This is a genomic window from Bacillus sp. AFS015802 (genome assembly GCF_002561455.1).
In the GTDB taxonomy this organism is placed as follows: Bacteria; Bacillota; Bacilli; order Bacillales; family Bacillaceae_B; genus Rossellomorea.
Map to the genome: position 1 here is coordinate 144154 of NZ_NTUP01000011.1, position 16625 is coordinate 160778.

17 protein-coding genes are annotated in these 16625 nt (G+C 44.2%); 9 read left to right on the forward strand and 8 right to left on the reverse strand.

Features of this window, described 5'->3' with window-relative positions; all coding sequences use genetic code 11:
* Nucleotides 1-221 precede the first annotated feature (221 nt).
* Complete coding sequence (locus tag CN378_RS07335; RefSeq protein ID WP_098351242.1) at nucleotides 222-1184, forward strand: S8 family peptidase; 963 nt, start codon at nucleotides 222-224, stop codon at nucleotides 1182-1184.
* Nucleotides 1185-1386: 202 nt separating this feature from the next.
* Here CN378_RS07335 and CN378_RS07340 read toward each other — a convergent pair whose 3' ends face one another.
* Both CN378_RS07340 and CN378_RS22565 read right to left on the reverse strand, forming a co-directional pair.
* On the reverse strand, nucleotides 1387-1626 hold the full coding sequence (locus CN378_RS07340; RefSeq protein WP_098351243.1) for a YkuS family protein: 240 nt from the start codon (nucleotides 1624-1626) through the stop codon (nucleotides 1387-1389).
* Nucleotides 1627-1687: 61 nt separating this feature from the next.
* Entirely contained in the window at nucleotides 1688-1843 is a 156-nt protein-coding gene (locus CN378_RS22565) for a hypothetical protein (RefSeq protein ID WP_179884837.1), read from the reverse strand.
* A 148-nt stretch (nucleotides 1844-1991) separates the two neighbouring features.
* On the opposite strand from CN378_RS22565, the gene CN378_RS07345 reads away from it, so the two are divergent.
* Nucleotides 1992-2429 carry a ferritin-like domain-containing protein gene (locus CN378_RS07345; protein WP_098351342.1) on the forward strand — a complete coding sequence of 146 codons (438 nt, stop codon included), beginning with the start codon at nucleotides 1992-1994 and terminating at the stop codon, nucleotides 2427-2429.
* A 32-nt stretch (nucleotides 2430-2461) separates the two neighbouring features.
* Here CN378_RS07345 and CN378_RS07350 read toward each other — a convergent pair whose 3' ends face one another.
* Nucleotides 2462-4732, reverse strand: a complete 2271-nt coding sequence (locus CN378_RS07350) for a helicase C-terminal domain-containing protein (protein WP_098351343.1) — start codon at nucleotides 4730-4732, stop codon at nucleotides 2462-2464.
* Between the two features lie 101 nt (nucleotides 4733-4833).
* Between CN378_RS07350 and CN378_RS07355 the strand changes: the two genes are divergently transcribed.
* Nucleotides 4834-5433, forward strand: a complete 600-nt coding sequence (locus CN378_RS07355; protein ID WP_098351244.1) for a YczE/YyaS/YitT family protein — start codon at nucleotides 4834-4836, stop codon at nucleotides 5431-5433.
* Between the two features lie 44 nt (nucleotides 5434-5477).
* Here CN378_RS07355 and CN378_RS07360 read toward each other — a convergent pair whose 3' ends face one another.
* On the reverse strand, nucleotides 5478-6725 hold the full coding sequence (locus tag CN378_RS07360; protein ID WP_483295064.1) for an ATP-binding protein: 1248 nt from the start codon (nucleotides 6723-6725) through the stop codon (nucleotides 5478-5480).
* 205 nt (nucleotides 6726-6930) lie between these two features.
* The gene (locus CN378_RS07365) at nucleotides 6931-7980 is read right to left on the reverse strand and encodes an ATP synthase beta subunit C-terminal domain-containing protein (RefSeq protein WP_098351246.1); all 1050 of its coding nucleotides are present in this window, start codon (nucleotides 7978-7980) and stop codon (nucleotides 6931-6933) included.
* A 227-nt stretch (nucleotides 7981-8207) separates the two neighbouring features.
* On the opposite strand from CN378_RS07365, the gene CN378_RS07370 reads away from it, so the two are divergent.
* The 3 genes from CN378_RS07370 (at nucleotide 8208) to CN378_RS07380 (ending at nucleotide 11205) form a co-directional block, all read left to right on the forward strand.
* Nucleotides 8208-9143 carry a glycerophosphodiester phosphodiesterase family protein gene (locus CN378_RS07370; protein ID WP_098351247.1) on the forward strand — a complete coding sequence of 312 codons (936 nt, stop codon included), beginning with the start codon at nucleotides 8208-8210 and terminating at the stop codon, nucleotides 9141-9143.
* 542 nt (nucleotides 9144-9685) lie between these two features.
* On the forward strand, nucleotides 9686-10012 hold the full coding sequence (locus CN378_RS07375) for a cyclic-phosphate processing receiver domain-containing protein (protein WP_098351248.1): 327 nt from the start codon (nucleotides 9686-9688) through the stop codon (nucleotides 10010-10012).
* A 119-nt stretch (nucleotides 10013-10131) separates the two neighbouring features.
* Nucleotides 10132-11205 (forward strand): aromatic acid exporter family protein, encoded by a 1074-nt coding sequence (locus CN378_RS07380; protein ID WP_098351249.1) that lies wholly within the window; start codon nucleotides 10132-10134, stop codon nucleotides 11203-11205.
* Between the two features lie 72 nt (nucleotides 11206-11277).
* Here the strand turns inward: CN378_RS07380 and CN378_RS07385 are convergent, their stop codons facing one another.
* Nucleotides 11278-12441, reverse strand: a complete 1164-nt coding sequence (locus CN378_RS07385) for an acyl-CoA dehydrogenase family protein (protein WP_098351250.1) — start codon at nucleotides 12439-12441, stop codon at nucleotides 11278-11280.
* Nucleotides 12442-12637: 196 nt separating this feature from the next.
* On the opposite strand from CN378_RS07385, the gene CN378_RS07390 reads away from it, so the two are divergent.
* Nucleotides 12638-13123 (forward strand): hypothetical protein, encoded by a 486-nt coding sequence (locus tag CN378_RS07390; RefSeq protein ID WP_257141060.1) that lies wholly within the window; start codon nucleotides 12638-12640, stop codon nucleotides 13121-13123.
* A gap of 53 nt (nucleotides 13124-13176) precedes the next feature.
* Here the strand turns inward: CN378_RS07390 and CN378_RS07395 are convergent, their stop codons facing one another.
* Nucleotides 13177-14634, reverse strand: coding sequence for an alanine/glycine:cation symporter family protein (locus CN378_RS07395; protein WP_098351251.1), 1458 nt, complete (start codon nucleotides 14632-14634; stop codon nucleotides 13177-13179).
* Nucleotides 14635-14813: 179 nt separating this feature from the next.
* Here CN378_RS07395 and CN378_RS07400 point away from each other — a divergent pair, with 179 nt between their 5' ends.
* The gene (locus CN378_RS07400) at nucleotides 14814-15062 is read left to right on the forward strand and encodes an alpha/beta-type small acid-soluble spore protein (protein ID WP_098351252.1); all 249 of its coding nucleotides are present in this window, start codon (nucleotides 14814-14816) and stop codon (nucleotides 15060-15062) included.
* Nucleotides 15063-15091: 29 nt separating this feature from the next.
* Here the strand turns inward: CN378_RS07400 and CN378_RS07405 are convergent, their stop codons facing one another.
* On the reverse strand, nucleotides 15092-15748 hold the full coding sequence (locus CN378_RS07405) for a uracil-DNA glycosylase (protein WP_098351253.1): 657 nt from the start codon (nucleotides 15746-15748) through the stop codon (nucleotides 15092-15094).
* Nucleotides 15749-15869: 121 nt separating this feature from the next.
* On the opposite strand from CN378_RS07405, the gene CN378_RS07410 reads away from it, so the two are divergent.
* The gene (locus CN378_RS07410) at nucleotides 15870-16292 is read left to right on the forward strand and encodes a pyridoxamine 5'-phosphate oxidase family protein (protein ID WP_098351254.1); all 423 of its coding nucleotides are present in this window, start codon (nucleotides 15870-15872) and stop codon (nucleotides 16290-16292) included.
* Nucleotides 16293-16625: the final 333 nt, after the last annotated feature.

Here is a 16625-nt window from a genome sequence, read left to right on the forward strand (position 1 = left end):
ACGTTTGTTTAAATTTCACACCCCCACGAAAAAGGTGTTTTTTGTCCTCGTGGGAGCCTTTGTCTATAGGAACCTTCCCCGTATGCACGTGCAGGTAAATAGATACTTGGTTTTATTTTCCTATTACCATTATCCCTTTTCATTTTGTCCAAAAAATGTTATATTTTCAGAAACTTCAGATTTCTATTCTACTTCGCAACACTATTTTAGGAGGGATTGATATGCAAGGTGAAATAAGGCTTATTCCATATTTCATGGACGAAATGGTTGTTGATGCAAATGAAATTCCTAAAGGCGTTGATTTAATCCAAGCTCCTAGTATGTGGAAGAATGGATATAAAGGAAAAGGCATCACCATCGCCATCCTTGATACAGGATGCGATATGAACCACCCGGATCTTACGGGCAAGGTGAAGGGCTTCCGCAATTTCACCGACGATGATGACGGTGCGGAGGATAATGTGACGGATTACAGCGGACACGGCACCCATGTGGCGGGCACGATTGCCGCAAGTGAAAATGGTGATGGTGTGATCGGCGTGGCTCCGCAGGCTGAACTGCTTGTGATTAAAGTTCTTGCCGGCAGCCGTGGAAGCGGGAAGTACGATTGGATCGTGAACGGAATCCTGTATGCCATTGAACAAAAGGTGGATATCATCTCCATGTCCCTCGGAGGACCTACAGATTATGAGCCTCTCCACGAAGCGATTCAAAAAGCGGTGGATGCCAATATTCTGGTGGTCTGCGCTGCCGGAAATGAGGGGGACTCCAATAGCGGCACCGATGAATTTTCTTATCCTGCCTGCTACAATGAAGTCATCTCTGTGGGGGCCATCGATCTTCAAAGAAAGTCTTCCTACTTTACGAATTCCAACAATGAAGTGGACTTGGTGGCCCCGGGTGAACAGATTCTTTCGACCATCCCGGGTGAAAAATACGCCAAGCTAAGCGGCACCTCCATGTCGGCTCCCCATATTTCGGGGGCATTAGCGCTGATCAAAGAATTTGAACAGGCCTCCTTTGACCGGAAACTATCGGAATGTGAAGTATACGCCCAGCTCATCAAACGAACGGTTCCACTGGGCTTTCCGAAAACCCTCGAAGGAAACGGACTGATCTTCCTAACGGCACCCGACCTCCTCAGAGAGCACTTGAGAAACCAGCCCCTTGCACAGATTGGGTGATCCCTTAACTAGATGATTTTTGGCTCATTCGCATGAAACGTATGTTTCATGCGCCTTTTAGCAAAGCTGAAAGGTCGCCAGTATGTAAAGAACCCNNGGGTTCTTTACATACTGGCGGAAATGAGCCAAAAATCGTACACTCACTAATATTATTTTGCTAACAAAAAAACAGCCATCCATGACTGTTTTTTTGTGCAGTAGATTATTGCAGTCTGCTCTGTACTTCCTCGCAGATTTGATCGGCACTTAGTCCGCTTGCTTCGATGACCGGGCCTTGTGTAGCTACATTCTGGATACCCATTACATTCGTATCTATTCCTGTCACGACACAGCAGTCACATCCGTTTGCATCTGACTCCTGCTTTAGCTCCACTACTTCATGCCCCTGTGCACGTAAGGCTTCTACAACGTTTGTTAAGGATTGTTCAACACCAATTCTCATGCCTTTACACCTCCTGTTTCTACATATAGGTTTTTCTTTCGTCGAAAAAGATATTCGTCATTTATTTTTTATTTACTTGTGTGCCGCTTTTTTTCTGACTTTGCCCTTTAGCGTTTCCTGTCTGGGTATCAGATGCAAATTCCACATCATTTTTGGCCTTTTGTTTCGCCAATTGTTCAGAAGTCTGGTCCATACTCTTTCTTCCCTGTTTAGACATGCTCATCCCTCCTCCGACTTTTATAGAATTAGAATCCCCATTTACAGACAAAATATTTGAAGGGCATTCGATTCCCGCCGGAATGTTTATTTCTTCACTGACCGGGGTAAATGTTCTATATAACAACAAACAAAAGGGTGGTATTTACATGGATGAAGCAAAATTACATGAGTTAATTGATGGATTAAATGAAGATTTGGCAAATGAATATGCCGCAGTGATCCTTTACACAAACTACGCTGCTGTTGTGAGCGGCTTATATCGTCAAGTATTGAAGCCTTTCTTTGAACAGGAAATTCCTGATGAGCAGGGACACGCTTTATACCTGGCTGAGAAGATCAAAACATTAGGCGGGCAGCCGACAACGACTCCGGCCTCCGTTAAACAAACAGATAATGTGAAGGAAATGCTGGAAGAAGGCCGCAAAGCCGAAGCAGACACAATCGAACGTTACAAGAAGCGTAAGGAACAGGCTGAGGAATTAGGGCTTGTCGAGCTTGGAATCAAGCTTGATGATATGATTGCGGATGAAACCCATCACCTTGAAGAATTTGACCGCCTGTTAAAGGATCCTTCCTTCAACTAATTGATAAAAGACCGCTTTTTCAGCGGTCTTTTTTACGTTATCACACGATAATCCTTCCATTCATCAAGCAGGAGGGACCGGTATTTAGGGGTCAAATATCGATCATCGATCAGCTTCAGGACCCCTCGATCCGCTTCTGTCCGGATGAGCCTTCCACCCGATTGAAATACTTTGTTCAACCCAGGATATACATAAGCATAATCATACCCGTTCATCCCCGACTCATTAAAGTAATCCTTGATGATTTCCTGTTCCACAGAAGGCTGGGGCAGACCCACTCCGACCACGATCACACCCTTCAACCGATCTTCTTTCAGGTCGATCCCCTCTGAGAATATCCCTCCAAGGACCGCTAAACCGATTACAGGCTGCTCCCTGTCACTCTGAAACTGGGCGAGATATCCCTCTCTATCCAGCTCGTTCATATTTGGCTCCTGGATGATGATGGTTGCATCCAGGGATCCCTTATTCATCATGTCATAAGCTTCCTGCATATAGGCGTAGGATGAAAAGAATACCAGATAATTCCCTTTGTACCCATTGAACGTTTTTTCGATGGAACGCGTAATCAAGGGAAGGGTGCGTTCCCTATCCTTGAATCGGGTCGAAATCGGGTGGATACCAACCTGCCACTGGTTATTCTCAAATGGTGAAGGAATCAGGAATCGATAATCTTCTTCACTCCCGCCAAGCTGTTGAAAATAGTACGAAAATGGATGGAGGGTGGCGGAGAAGAACACCGATGAATGGTAGGGCTGTGATACCTGTCTAATAAGCTTGGATGGATCAATACAATAGAGTTTCACTTCTAATTCATTGGAGCTTCGACCGATTACGAAGCGATGTTCCTCAGAGAAGAGATTCGATATTCTCACAAAACTGATGCTATCAAAATACAACTGCATGAATTCCTCTGACCACTCACTGCCGGATTCCCCCAGGCACTTTTCAGCTATTTCAATGAAGCTTACTACCGACTCAACCAATGGTACATCCAATTCATCCCGGGAGTCAGCACCATCTTCTTTTTTTATACGCAGGAATTGCTTATTAACGTTGGCAATACTCTGCTTCAATGCATCATGGTCAGGATACTGCTTTTTGATTTGCAAGAAAGCAGACTTCTTTAATGAAGCTGAATACATCTCTCTTCCCCGTCCTACCAGATTGTGGGCTTCATCTATAAGCAGCGTCGTCTTTTTCTTCCCCTCCTCACTCATTCTTTTCAGGGATACCCTAGGGTCGAAGATGTAGTTATAATCGCAGATGACCCCGTCCACCAGATAGGAGAGATCAATCGAGTACTCAAATGGGCATACCTTATGTTTTCTGGCGTATGTTTCGATGACCGGGCGGGTGATGATGGTTTCGTGTGTCAAAAGATCGATCAGCGCTCCATTAATACGATCATAATAGCCGTTTGCAAACTCACAATATTCTTTTTGACATATCGTTTCTTCTTTAAAACAGATCTTGTCTTTCGCCGTGATCGTAACGGTCCTGTGCGCTAATCCTTCCCGTTCCAAAAGGAGCATTGCCTCTTCAGCCACCGTGCGGGTGATCGTTTTTGCCGTCAGATAAAACCACTTGGAACTACCATTTCCCATCGCCTTTATGGTTGGAAACAGGGTGGAAATGGTTTTGCCGGTTCCCGTTGGTGCATTGGCATACAGGGATTTGGATTGGGATATTGTTTTATACACCGCTCCTGCCAGTTTTTTCTGCCCTTTTCGATAGGAAGGATATGGAAACGTTAAATCGTGTATGCTATTCATTTTCCTTTCTTCATTGGCCAGCAGCACAGTGGCGAACGGTGTATAGGCCTCCAGGATTTCGTTGACGATCTGTTCAAGCTCTTCGATTGAATAGGTTTGCTTGAATGACTTCGTTGTCTCTGATTCAACCTCTATATAGGTCAGCAGCACGCCGACATGGGAGAGCTGCCTTTCCTTTGCCAGCAGATAGGCATAGCATTCACCCTGGGCCCAGTGGACGCGACTTCCTTCTTCGATGAAGTCCAGGCTCCTTGCCGTTGACTTGATCTCCTCCACGGTCACTTCTCCGTCGTCATAGTGAATGCCATCACAACGACCCTCCAGTTGATAGAGCACCTCTCCACACTCTTCCTCCCCTTTCAGAAAGACTTCCTTCTCGTCACCATCTTTATATTCTTTCTGCAGCTTCTGATGAAGTCTTGTTCCGATGGTCATGGAGGAACGTGCCTGGAACCTAAGGTCTATGCTTCCTTCTTTATAGACAAACTCGACCAATTCCCTGATCGATCGCTTTATGGTCTTCTTCACGGACATTTCACCCCCTGCTTTCAAATGGAAATGATGATTCTAACTTTTTTTCTACGGACATATATATTAGACAAGCTGTTCGGAACGGAGGATTCGGGGGAATGAAGGCAAGATTCGTCTTTTACTGCGTTGGATTACTGGCCCTATCATTAGGTGTTTCACTCATCATCAAAGGGGATCTGGGTGCGGCTCCCTGGGATGCGCTCGCCGTCGGGGAAGCTACCCTGCTTCACCTTTCAATCGGGACATGCATCTTCATGAATGGATGCATTCTCATCCTCATAAACGCGCTCTTATTAAAAGAAGGTATTCAGTGGTTAGCCGCCGTCTCCATTTTTGTCATCGGGATGATGGTTGATTACTGGATTACGATTGGTCTTAAAACGCTTGAGCCGGTTGGATTTACTCAACAATTATCGTTTGTATTGATCGGTATCCTGCTCCTTGGGATCGGCATCTCCATTTATCTTCAAGCCAAGCTTCCTTCAAGTCCAATGGATACCTTCATGGTAGCGATCCATCAGCGATTTGGATTGAACTTGCGCAATGCCCGCCTGTTAAATGAAGCGATTGCCATCACCCTTGCCATGGTCTTCCACGGGGCTGTCGGCATCGGGACAGTCATTGTCGCCTGTCTGTTAGGATTTATCATTCATATCTTCTATCCTATCATGGAACGTATGTACGGGAAATGGAGTTGAGTGGGTTTCCATAAAAAAAACACTTAGTCCCTTCCCTAAGCGTTTTAATTATTCATATAAGAGCTCGCGGCATTCGAGTCGAATTGAGCTACTTTCACACTATTCAACGGCAGGCTGATCGTTGCCACCGTCCCTTTATTCACGATGCTTGAATAATGGACATGTCCTCCCATGGCCCCGATGATCCGGATGGACACGGATGTACCAAGTCCTGTCCCCTGATCCTTGGTCGTGAAAAACAGCGTCCCGAGTCTTGCAATCTGCTCTTTTGTCATTCCTTTTCCCGTATCCGTCACCGTAATGATCGCCTGGGTATGGGTCACTTCCAGCTTTACGGTGACATTGCCTTGGGAAGGGGTTGCCTCTATGGCGTTCTTGATGATATTGACGAAGGCTTGCTTCAATTTATTCCGATCTGTTAATAAATATCCGTCTTCACGCAGGTCGGCTTCGAGGTGAACCCCTTCCTTCAATGCATAGGCGTTGAGGAGAACCGTGACATCGGAGAGGACTTCTTTCACGTTGATTTTTTCGACCTTTTCGAACTCAGGCTTGGCAAAGTTCAAATAATCATTGATGATTTCCTCTGCCCTGCCCAATTCACTTAATACAATTTTTAAATATTCATCATGGTCGCCTGTAACCTGTTTTTTCATCAGCTGAAGAAACCCTTTCACTACGGTAAGGGGATTGCGCACTTCATGCGCGATGGAAGCAGCAAGTTCGCCGAGTGTATTAAGCTTTTCCGATTTCATGATTTCTTCACGCAATAACTTCTTCTCAATCATCCATTCATTCAGCTGAGCTGCAATCCCTACTCCCAACACTTGGATTCCACCGAATATCAGAACATAGATGCCCATCTCCTGGTTGCCCGACACGGGGACACCGGATATGAAAGCAAAGGAAAGAAGGATGCCGAGCATGACCAAAGCCGGCCAGAATCCCAGTAACACAGCAAATGTCACCCGTTTTCTTGGAGGGAATGACCAGAATCGATTGGAAATCAAAAAAGGCAGGAGTCCCGCTAAAAACGCACTGATGAATCCGAAGACGATGGCATCACCGCCATTGATGACACGTGCCGACAAAATAAATACAAAGACAATGACACCTGCCCTCCTCCCACCATAAAGCATGGAAAGGACCAGAGGAATATACCTGAAGTCCCAGTACAACCCAAAGCTTTCATAAGCGAAAATCAAACACATGAACGCTGCAATCCCATGCAATACACCGATGAAGACAGGGGATTTCCCAAGCTTATGGTTCTCAAGGAGCGAGGTTTGAATGAGAACAGGGGCCAATATTATCAGTACATGTAATAATAACTTCTCAATCAGCATCGAACTTATCTCCCAAAATAAATAGTAATACTTAAACACATACGACAAAAATCTGTTAAATCCTCTTTCACCCGCCAAATAATCACGAAAAAAGTCATAGATAAGGGACGGATCACGGACATTACTGTCCGAGGTCCGTCCCTCAAAAATATCAGCTTAGTTTTCCTTGGTAGGTGAGGTCTTTGGGTGACAGGTGGTTGCAGTGGCCCTGGAGTATTTTTTGGATGTCTCCGATGGTTTGCTGGATCGGCACACTTTGGCCTTTTACCTTGGTGAATTCCTCCGCTACGAAGAAAGGCTGGCTCAAGTATGCTTCAAGTCTTTCCCCTATTTGAAAAATCTCAAGATCCGTTTCCGGTATTTTCCCCTTACCGATCGTGTTCATCAGGACGCGGATTTCTTTATACCGCCTCAATACTTTCTTAGCCTTCTTATGAGTAGTTGTATGGCTGGCATCCAATGCATCGTCTTCCAGAAGGACGGAGGTGGATTGAACCGGATGAATGGCCGGATACATCCCACGTGTAGCCAGATCAATATCAAAATAACAAAGGGTATCCAGTGGACCGAATGGGTCGTCTTCATCGACTGCCTCTCCGCTTGGATCAAATAAAATCGTAGTGATGTCCGGGAGGCCCTCTGCTTCGAATCGCTCCCTCAGCTCATACAAGTCCCCGGACACAATATACGAACGATCGACATATAAAAGAATGCTTTCCTTGTCATCAATCATGGAAACCTCTGCAAAGGCATCCTCGACATTGTGGCATTTCGCATGGACGAATCCTTCAAGATCACTTAAACCCGGATAGGTTTGATCCGGTGTCAGTAAAACGGATCGATAACCTTTTCCCTTCAATAGTTGCGTCATTTCAGCAAGGACGACAAATTGACCGACCTGAGATCTGGCAACGAAGCCGTTGGTTCCCCCCTGAACAATGGGTGCAAATAAGTCAAGCGGTTTAATTCCGGTTTCAATCATACTTAATTTCCCTCCTTGAATGATTAATTCGTCCAATGTGCAGTTCGCCAGGTTCGCAAGTGTCACGATGGTTTTCACTTCAGCACGGCCGACAGATATCTTTCCTGTGCATAAATTTGAAACCGTGGCAGGCCTTAACCCCACCGTCTTGGCCGCTGTTGTCAGATTTGGCACACGCTTACGGAGCAATGACACATTCAATCTTAAATGTTCTTTCATGGTAAATATCCCCCCCTTACTTTATAAGGTAATCTATTTTACCTTTAAAAGCAATAACTTTTTTAAATTTAAAGGTAATTTTTTTACTCTATAAAGTAATTTCACAATAAAACACCTCTCCTCCTTCTAACTATAATTCTAAAATCCTCTTATTTTATTGTCCTAAATAAGCAGGGTCGTACCTATAATAAAAGATAAGAATCTTTTCATTAAAAGGATGAAAGTGAATGAAAAATACGAATCTACCTGAAACATCTAAAAAGCAGCGCCTCATCCTCATCATGCTGGTGATTGCTTTCTTTGTCTCGTTTTCGAGCATTGTCTATTGGCTGCCTGTAAAAAGAGCCGTCGCGCCCCCTTTCTTGCAAAAAGAAAATGAGCGTCCCCTGGTCATCGCCCATCAGGGTGGGAAACTTCTTGCACCCGGAAACACCATTGAAGCGTTCCAAAATGCCGCCAGTTTGGGAGCCGATGTAATTGAAACGGACATACATATTACCAAAGACGGCCACTTGGTGACGATTCATGATCCTACAGTCGACGCCACAACGGATGGACATGGATATGTAAAAGACTACACATTGAAAGAGCTCCAACGACTTGATGCGGCATACAATTTCCAAGACCTCAAGGGGGACTATTCCTATCGTGGAAAACATATATATGTCCCCACCCTTGAAGAAGTATTTCAGCGATTTCCACATATGAGGATCAATATTGAAGTGAAAGACGATAATCCACAAGAGCGAACGGAAGAGATCGTACAAAAATTAATGGCGCTTATAGAAGAATACGATATGGAGGATAAGGTGCTCATCGCTTCATTCGACCAAAACATTATTAATTCATTTGAAACATACTCCAAAGGGCGGGTTGCCACTCAAGGGGGGAAACAGGAAGCAAGGAAATTCGTCATTCTCCACAAACTGTTCTTACGAAATCTTTATAAAACAGATGTCGACGCGTTTCAGCTCCCCGTTCAAGAAGGGAATTTCGACCTGACCCAGCCGATTCTGCTCTCAGGGGCCCACCGCATCGGCCTCCATGTCCATTATTGGACCATTAACGATCCGGAAACCATGGAAAGACTCATCAACCTCGGTGCAGACGGCATCATCACCGACAGACCCGATCTATTATTGAAAATACTTAGAAAAAACTGATTGTACTTAGATTTATCCGACTGAGCTATATATTTCACATTTGAATTTTATTCGTGAATCTAATTAGGTAATTAAGATAATCTGAGAAAAACTTTTTTTCCAAGTCAAAAAGAGCTTGATCTTTTGCTCCTTCGTAAAGAGAATTTTTTTGGGGAATAAGAAAAATTTCTACAATGGGGATTCTTCTGTGTTTATCTATATGTAATTAGCTTGTCATAATGCAAAAGCACTTAGTGGATTGTAGCGGAAGGCACTTGACTCCTGCGGGTAATAGAGGAAAGGTCGAGACCCCACAGGGCAACGCCCGAGGAGGCTCGACTTCCTCCCCGCGGAAAGCAAGTGCCTGGAGCGAAAAGGAACGGTCCACATATGACTTAATCACGACTTTTTTCTCTAAAAACATATCAATCCATAAAGACTTTTCACCAAAAACCTACAAAAAAATTACAAATATAATGGTAATATTCATACTATTTACCTATATAAGTATTTGTCAATGTCTGTTAGGCTTAAATTAAGTCAAATGACGAAAGAAGAATAATATGACAGTAAATGTATTTTTAGACGATTATCGACACTGTCCCCAAGGGTACATTCTCGCGAAGGATATCGACGAATGTATTGACCTGCTTCTTAACTGTTCTATCGCTCATCTTTCATTGGATCACGACTTAGAGAGTAAGACACGTAATGGCTTAATGCTCGTCCACTACATGGTGGAAAAACAGTTATTTGCAGAAAGGATCACGATCCATTCCGCAAACTCTGTTGCCGGCAAAAAGATGTTTAAGTTTTTAAAAGAGGCACAGCACGACCGGAAGATGCCTCAGTCCATTCAAATCCTATTACGGCCCTTACCCCTAAGATGAGTTATCATATATATAGAACTGTTCCCTGAACAGTTCTTTTTTTGTCCATTTATTTAAATTGGTTTTTTCTTACTTTATAATGGTGTAAGAGACAGTATTTTATTAAAGAGGGTTAAATAATGGATTTTCTGAAAAAATTTCAATTTGTCGGCGGCAGGATCGCCAAAACGGGGATTGCCGTTTTTCTTACTGCATTCATATGTGAGCTGATGGACTGGCCGGCGACCTTTGCCGTCATCACAGCCATCGTCACGATTGAACCGACTGCTGCAAATTCAATCAAAAAAGCATTCATCCGCTTTCCTGCATCGGCAATAGGGGCTTTATTCGCCGTGATCATCACCCATACATTGGGCGATCACGCCATTACCTATGCACTGGTCGCACTCCTGACGATCATCACCTGCCATAAGCTTCATCTCGAGGCAGGGATCTTGGTGGCTACCTTAACGGGAATCGCGATGATTCCGACGATACATGATCATTATGTAGCGACATTTTTCATACGTCTTGGAACGACAACAATCGGATTGATTGTATCGACGCTGGTTAACCTGTGGATTCTTCCACCCAAATATGCCAAGACGATTTCAACCAACATCCATAATCTTTATTTCAAAACCGGGAACTTATTAGAAAAAAGGGGATCTGAAATCCTTCAGAACCACTCCCTCCACAGGGAAACGAAGCTGATATTCAATGATATCTTAAGAGAAATCGAATCGACGGACATCCTATGTGAATATCAGAAGGAAGAGTGGAAGCTTCATCGCTCCAATCGACAGGAAATGCGATGTTTCCATTACGAGTACAAAAAGCTTAACATTTTAAGACAAATCCTTTTTCATATTGGAAACTTGATCTACCTGCCCGTCCAATATGCATTCAGTGAAGAAGAAAAGGAGCGGATCATGGATGCAACCCTTAGTTTAAAGGGAATCATGCATCACCCGTCCTTTCAAATACCGGAGCAGCATTTCACCCTGATGAAAAACCTGTTGGAAGAATTTTGGGAAGATCATGAGGGGCTTCATACGAAACCCTTTCAATCCATGAAGCATCACTTTTCCTGCGAAACCATCATGCTTTACGAACTATTATCGATTCATGATTTAATGGAAGAACTGAACGAAATTCACATCCTGGAAACGCAGCATCAAAATGTACTGGAAAAAACATTGCACCCTGAGTAAAAGGGCTGGAGAAAATACCCAACCCAAAAAGGGATAGACATGGCAGTCTATCCCTTTTTCGGTTCTAAATATTTATTTCAATGCGTTTTTCGCTAGCATCCCGATGACCATATCATCCATGGGAGGGTTATGAAGCCCTGCCCGCACATCACGATAATATCGCTGCATGGGATTTGAACGGAAAAGACTCTTTGCTCCGACCACTCTCATAGCGGTATCGACGACTTGAAAGGCACTGTTTGTCACCACATGCTTAACAGAAGCAAGCTCTGCAGCCATGTCCCTCCGCTTATCAGGCTCCTTTACCCACTTATCCGCCACTGAATAAAGGATCTGCCTTGCCTTAAACAGCTCTAATTCTATTTCACCAATTTTCCGCTGCACTTCGGGCACATCCTTGATCGGTCCCGGCAAGCTGTTCGGAGAGTAGTCTTTCGCAAACTGAATGGCGTAGTTTCGTGCCGCGATAGCCACTCCTATATAGCAGGCGGGTATATGAAGAAGCCATGCTTTAGGAAGGTCATTCCCTTCAGTAGGGATACTGTCCCTCTCCACAAGGGATGAATCCGGTAAATGGACATCTGTAAGAACGAGGTCATCACTTCCCGTGCCCTTCATGGAAATCGTATCCCATGTCTCCTCAATGCTTACGCCTTCCACATGATGGTTCACGAGGAAGAAGCCTTTCTCCTCTGTGTCCCCGATCACGGCCGATACTAAGGAATAATCCAATACTCTCGCCATGGAAGTAAAGGATTTCCTGCCGGTCACTTTCCAGCCCTCTTCGGTTTTCACTGCCTTGGTCTGTGGAAGCCCTCCACGGGTCGGACTACCTGTTGCAGGCTCTGTAGCCGCACGATTTATGAGAGCATTGTTTTCCACAATTTCTTCACATAGATCCTGGAAAATCTGTTCATCCCATGCCCGGGTCTCCGTAAGCTCCATCAGCCCTCCCAGATGCCAGCCGATGGATAACGCCGTAGCAGCATCCCCTGTGGCAAGTCTCTCCTGAATCATCACCAGCTCATACAGGCTGATCTCTTCCCCTCCGTACTCTTCTGGAAGGGATAATGTCCCATACCCGCTTTTTCTTAAATCATGGAAATTTTCATAAGGAAACCGATCTTCCCTGTCAAACTCTTCCCCTCGTTCAGAAAACACATCAGCCAGTTTACCGGCCCGTTCCACCAGCTTCCTTTGACGTTCGTTTTGTATATATGGTTCATACAAGTTCATGAAACAGCACCTCCAGTTGGATGAATGATTGACGTTTCTTCTTCATTCATCATAATCAATTTCGCTCTCCGACTCAAAGATATTGTTTACTAATCAGATCGGAATACACTTTTACCGTGATCCGTATATTTTTCTTCGAATGAATCATCCTAAAGATAAAATCGTCAGTCATCCATCCATTAAGGGGGAAATCACCTTGAGCCACAGCAAAAACAAACTTTACATACTGATTCTAATGCTCATTTCATGGGTCTTTCTCTTACTGGCAGGAAAAGAGTCCTTAAAAAAATACTTACCCGCCGCCTCGTTCATGTCCCTCCTCGTTTATTCAGAGAATGTGTTGGCTGAACGAATAAAGTGGTGGAGCATCACGACAAAAATTTTCCCGAAAGTAAACGGTATTTTTCCATTTGTCATCGGGGTCTTCCTGACGGGGTCCGTATGGATCCTGAAATTCACCTATAAAAACATCTATCTTTATGTGTTCGTCAATATTCTGGTTGATACATTCTTTACGTACCCATTTTACTCCGTATTCAAAAAACTCGGTGTGTGGAAATTGACTCATCTAAAACAATATCAGCTATCCGCTTTGTTTTTCATTAAATCATTGCTTATGTATGCTTTTCAGAAATATATCGGGGATCGGCTTTATTCCAAAATAAAGGGCACCCCTTCCTAAGTGAACAGTAAAAAACCTGCTGCCCATTCAGGCAGCAGGTTTTTTACTATAGGTTATGATGCATTTTCTTTATCTTCCACTTTATACTCCTGCTCCCAGAACTCTGCATTTTTGATACCGAGTTTTTTCGAGTTGAAGACTGGATCAAGCCCCTGCTTCTTCTGTTCTTCGTAATCCTTCAACGCTTTAAGTGCCGGTTTGGCAAGGATGAGGATCGCGATCAGGTTCAGCCATACCATAAGTCCAAGTCCGATATCTCCCAACGCCCACGCAAGAGCCGCTTCTCTTACCGCTCCGTAGAAAGTGGCTCCAAGAAGGACTACCTTCAGAATCACCATGGCCGCCTTTGTATTCTTGCCTCTCAACAAATAAGCCACATTCGTCTCAGCCATGTAATAGTATGCCATGATCGTCGTAAAGGCAAAGAAGAATAAAGCGATTGCTACGAATGATGCTCCGAATCCAGGAATGACGGATTCAATGGCAGCCTGTGTATAGCCAGGACCCGCTTCGATACCATCCAAATTGTTTGCAAGCATCTTCCCGTCAGGACCTTCTGTATTGAATGAGCCCGTAAACAGGATCATGAATGCCGTTGCCGTACAAACAAGAAGGGTATCAATATAAACCGAAAATGCTTGAACCAAGCCTTGTTTCGCAGGATGGGAAACCTCTGCAGCAGCAGCAGCATGGGGTCCTGTACCCTGACCTGCTTCGTTGGAATAGATTCCGCGTTTCACTCCCCACGATACAGCCATACCGATGATACCGCCGAATACTGAATCTGTTCCGAAGGCACTTTTAAATATAAGGGCAAAAACAGCCGGTATTTCAGCAATATTCATACCGACGATGATAAGGGAAAGAAGAATATACGCAATGGCCATGAATGGCACCACGTAAGAAGCCACTCCCGCAATACGTTTGACTCCACCAAAAATGATGACCCCGATTAACACGACAAGACCGATACCCGTGACGGTTGTGCTAAGGCCAAATGCATTTTCAAGTCCTAATGCGATGGAGTTTGACTGAATCCCCGGCATCAAGATGCTCATTGCAAGTAATGTCGCAAATGAGAAAAGTACGGCATACCATTTCCAGCCGATTCCTTTTTCGATGTAGTATGCAGGTCCCCCACGGTATTCCCCGTCCTGCTTCACTTTATAAATCTGGGCAAGCGTCGATTCAATAAAGGCACTGCTGGCACCGATGAAGGCAATCGTCCACATCCAGAAAACCGCTCCCGGACCACCGAAGGCAATCGCCGTAGCTGTACCGGCGATATTCCCTGTACCGACACGTCCCGATAATGAAAGAGCCAAAGCCTGGAATGACGAAACCCCTGCACTGGAGCTTCCCCCCTTGAACATTTGAACTACCATATCTTTAATCAACCGGACCTGTAAAAACTTCGTTAAAATAGAAAATAGTAAGCCTACACCTAAACAAAAGTAAATCATGACAGGAGACCAAAGGATCCCTACCAGCTTGCCAACGAATTCTTCCACGGCGTTTCCCCCTTTTTCTTTTTAAAAATTTTCTAACTATTAAGAATTATATTTTATTTGACACAGGATAGACAATCTTTTTTTGTGACGATTTTTTCGCACACGTAGAAAAACCCTTATATGACAAGACTTTATACTTACAAAAAAATTTTGGGGCAATCTAAAAAAGGGGTGATAAAATGTCGAAAAGAAAACTTCTTGTACCTGAATCACGAGCTGCCATGGATCAGCTTAAAGCAAAAGTATCGGGTACCCGGGATCCAAACGAAGCCAAATATGAAGTTGCAAGGGAACAAGGCATTCCTCTTCAAAGGGGATACAATGGAAAATTGACGTCTGAACAGGCAGGAAAAGTCGGCGGGTCGATCGGCGGGAGTATGGTGAAGGAGCTTGTCAGGATGGCTCAGGAGAATCTGTCAAAAAAATGATATGAAAAAGCTGACATTCACACAGGATGTCAGCTTTGCTGGTTGTGGAGAAGTATTTCTTTCAAATGGTCAAGATCACTGTAGATCTCTTTTTCCAGCGAGCGGTTATAAAAGATCGAGGCAGGATGAAAGGTCGGGAAAATGGAGTACGTTTCTTCACTCAGTGTCCATTCATTGGTATCAAGATCTTTAAGCTTCCTCACTCTGGAATGGATCAACCGGCCATGGACGTCCGAAATGGTATATTTCCTTCCCAACAATCTTTGCAATCCTATATTCCCTAATGTGACAATCTGTTTCGGCTTCACATGCCCGAGCTCATAATCCAAAATCGGGGCATGGGCAAACTGTTCTTTAAGAGTCGGGGCCCTGTTATATTTCTTTTCGACCATTTCATTCTCCTTTGATTTCTTTTGAACCCTTTTGTAAGGTCTGCTTCTGACCGTGGAGGTGAAGTAGATATCATCCCTCGGGACCCCCAGATAATCAAAGAACCCATCCAGCACCTTTCCCGCTCTCCCGCTAAACGGTATCCCATTATGGATTTCCGTTTCCCCGGGGGCCTCCCCCACAATCATGATCGTGGGGGTCACCGGTCCCCTCCCATAAACGAATCCTTCACAGGCGTAGGGTTCCATCCGTTTCTTACATATTTCGATCAGTGTTTTTGGTATCATTCCCATCATCCTTCATCTCTTGTTATATCCGTTATTCCCGATGAGCATATGCTCTACACATTCCCATGTTTATTTCATCCTGAGAAAAGGAATAGTATGGGTAAATGAATCATTAAAGGAGATGGATTGTGTGTCACAAGCCGAACTGAAGCAACAAATACTGAAGGTTCTTGATGAAAGTAAAGTGGGTACGCTGGCGACTGTGAAGAAGAATAAGCCACATTCCCGCTATATGACGTTCTCACATGACGACCTGACTCTATATACCCCAACAAGCAGTGAAACGCATAAAACCGATGAAATCGAAGATAATCCCAATGTTCATATCCTCCTTGGGTATGAAGGAGAAGGATACGGAGACACCTTCGTGGAAATCGAAGGGCGCGCTTCGATAGAAGACTCCGCCCATTACAAAGAAAAACTTTGGAATGACCATATGAAAAGATGGTTTGAAGGTCCGGACGACCCGAATTATATCGTCCTGAAAATCCAGCCTGTTGCCATCCGCCTGATGAACGATGAAGAAGATTCACCGCAGTCGCTTGAATTATAAGTAAAACGATTCCTTGACATGTTATAAGATAAGTGGTATATTTAGTTATTGTAATCTTGTAACATACATTGAAACGATAGAGAAGATAATTCGTAATTCTATTCTGTTTTGATTTAACAACTTATTCACACTGGATCGGCTTCGGAGCCGTTAGGATGTAAGAGAGGTAGGGCTTACGTCGTTTAGGTATATCAAACGACTCAAGGAATTGCCCGCGGCTGTTTATTATCTGCAAACAACGTTCAAGATATAAATATATTACTTGTGATGTTGCAAGTTACAGAATTGCCTTTATCCGATTAAGGGCAATACAGAAGGGATCGCTAACGGGAT

Excerpts from the sequence above, each read along its gene's own strand:
- CN378_RS07380 (WP_098351249.1), top strand. The coding sequence starts at position 10,132 with ATGGATTTTCTGAAAAAATTTCAATTTGTCGGCGGCAGGATCGCCAAA.
- CN378_RS22565 (WP_179884837.1), bottom strand. The coding sequence starts at position 1,843 with ATGTCTAAACAGGGAAGAAAGAGTATGGACCAGACTTCTGAACAATTG.
- CN378_RS07365 (WP_098351246.1), bottom strand. The coding sequence starts at position 7,980 with ATGAAAGAACATTTAAGATTGAATGTGTCATTGCTCCGTAAGCGTGTG.
- CN378_RS07355 (WP_098351244.1), top strand. The coding sequence starts at position 4,834 with ATGAAGGCAAGATTCGTCTTTTACTGCGTTGGATTACTGGCCCTATCA.
- CN378_RS07345 (WP_098351342.1), top strand. The coding sequence starts at position 1,992 with ATGGATGAAGCAAAATTACATGAGTTAATTGATGGATTAAATGAAGAT.
- CN378_RS07400 (WP_098351252.1), top strand. The coding sequence starts at position 14,814 with ATGTCGAAAAGAAAACTTCTTGTACCTGAATCACGAGCTGCCATGGAT.
- CN378_RS07385 (WP_098351250.1), bottom strand. The coding sequence starts at position 12,441 with ATGAACTTGTATGAACCATATATACAAAACGAACGTCAAAGGAAGCTG.
- CN378_RS07340 (WP_098351243.1), bottom strand. The coding sequence starts at position 1,626 with ATGAGAATTGGTGTTGAACAATCCTTAACAAACGTTGTAGAAGCCTTA.
- CN378_RS07405 (WP_098351253.1), bottom strand. The coding sequence starts at position 15,748 with ATGATGGGAATGATACCAAAAACACTGATCGAAATATGTAAGAAACGG.
- CN378_RS07335 (WP_098351242.1), top strand. The coding sequence starts at position 222 with ATGCAAGGTGAAATAAGGCTTATTCCATATTTCATGGACGAAATGGTT.
- CN378_RS07375 (WP_098351248.1), top strand. The coding sequence starts at position 9,686 with ATGACAGTAAATGTATTTTTAGACGATTATCGACACTGTCCCCAAGGG.
- CN378_RS07370 (WP_098351247.1), top strand. The coding sequence starts at position 8,208 with ATGAAAAATACGAATCTACCTGAAACATCTAAAAAGCAGCGCCTCATC.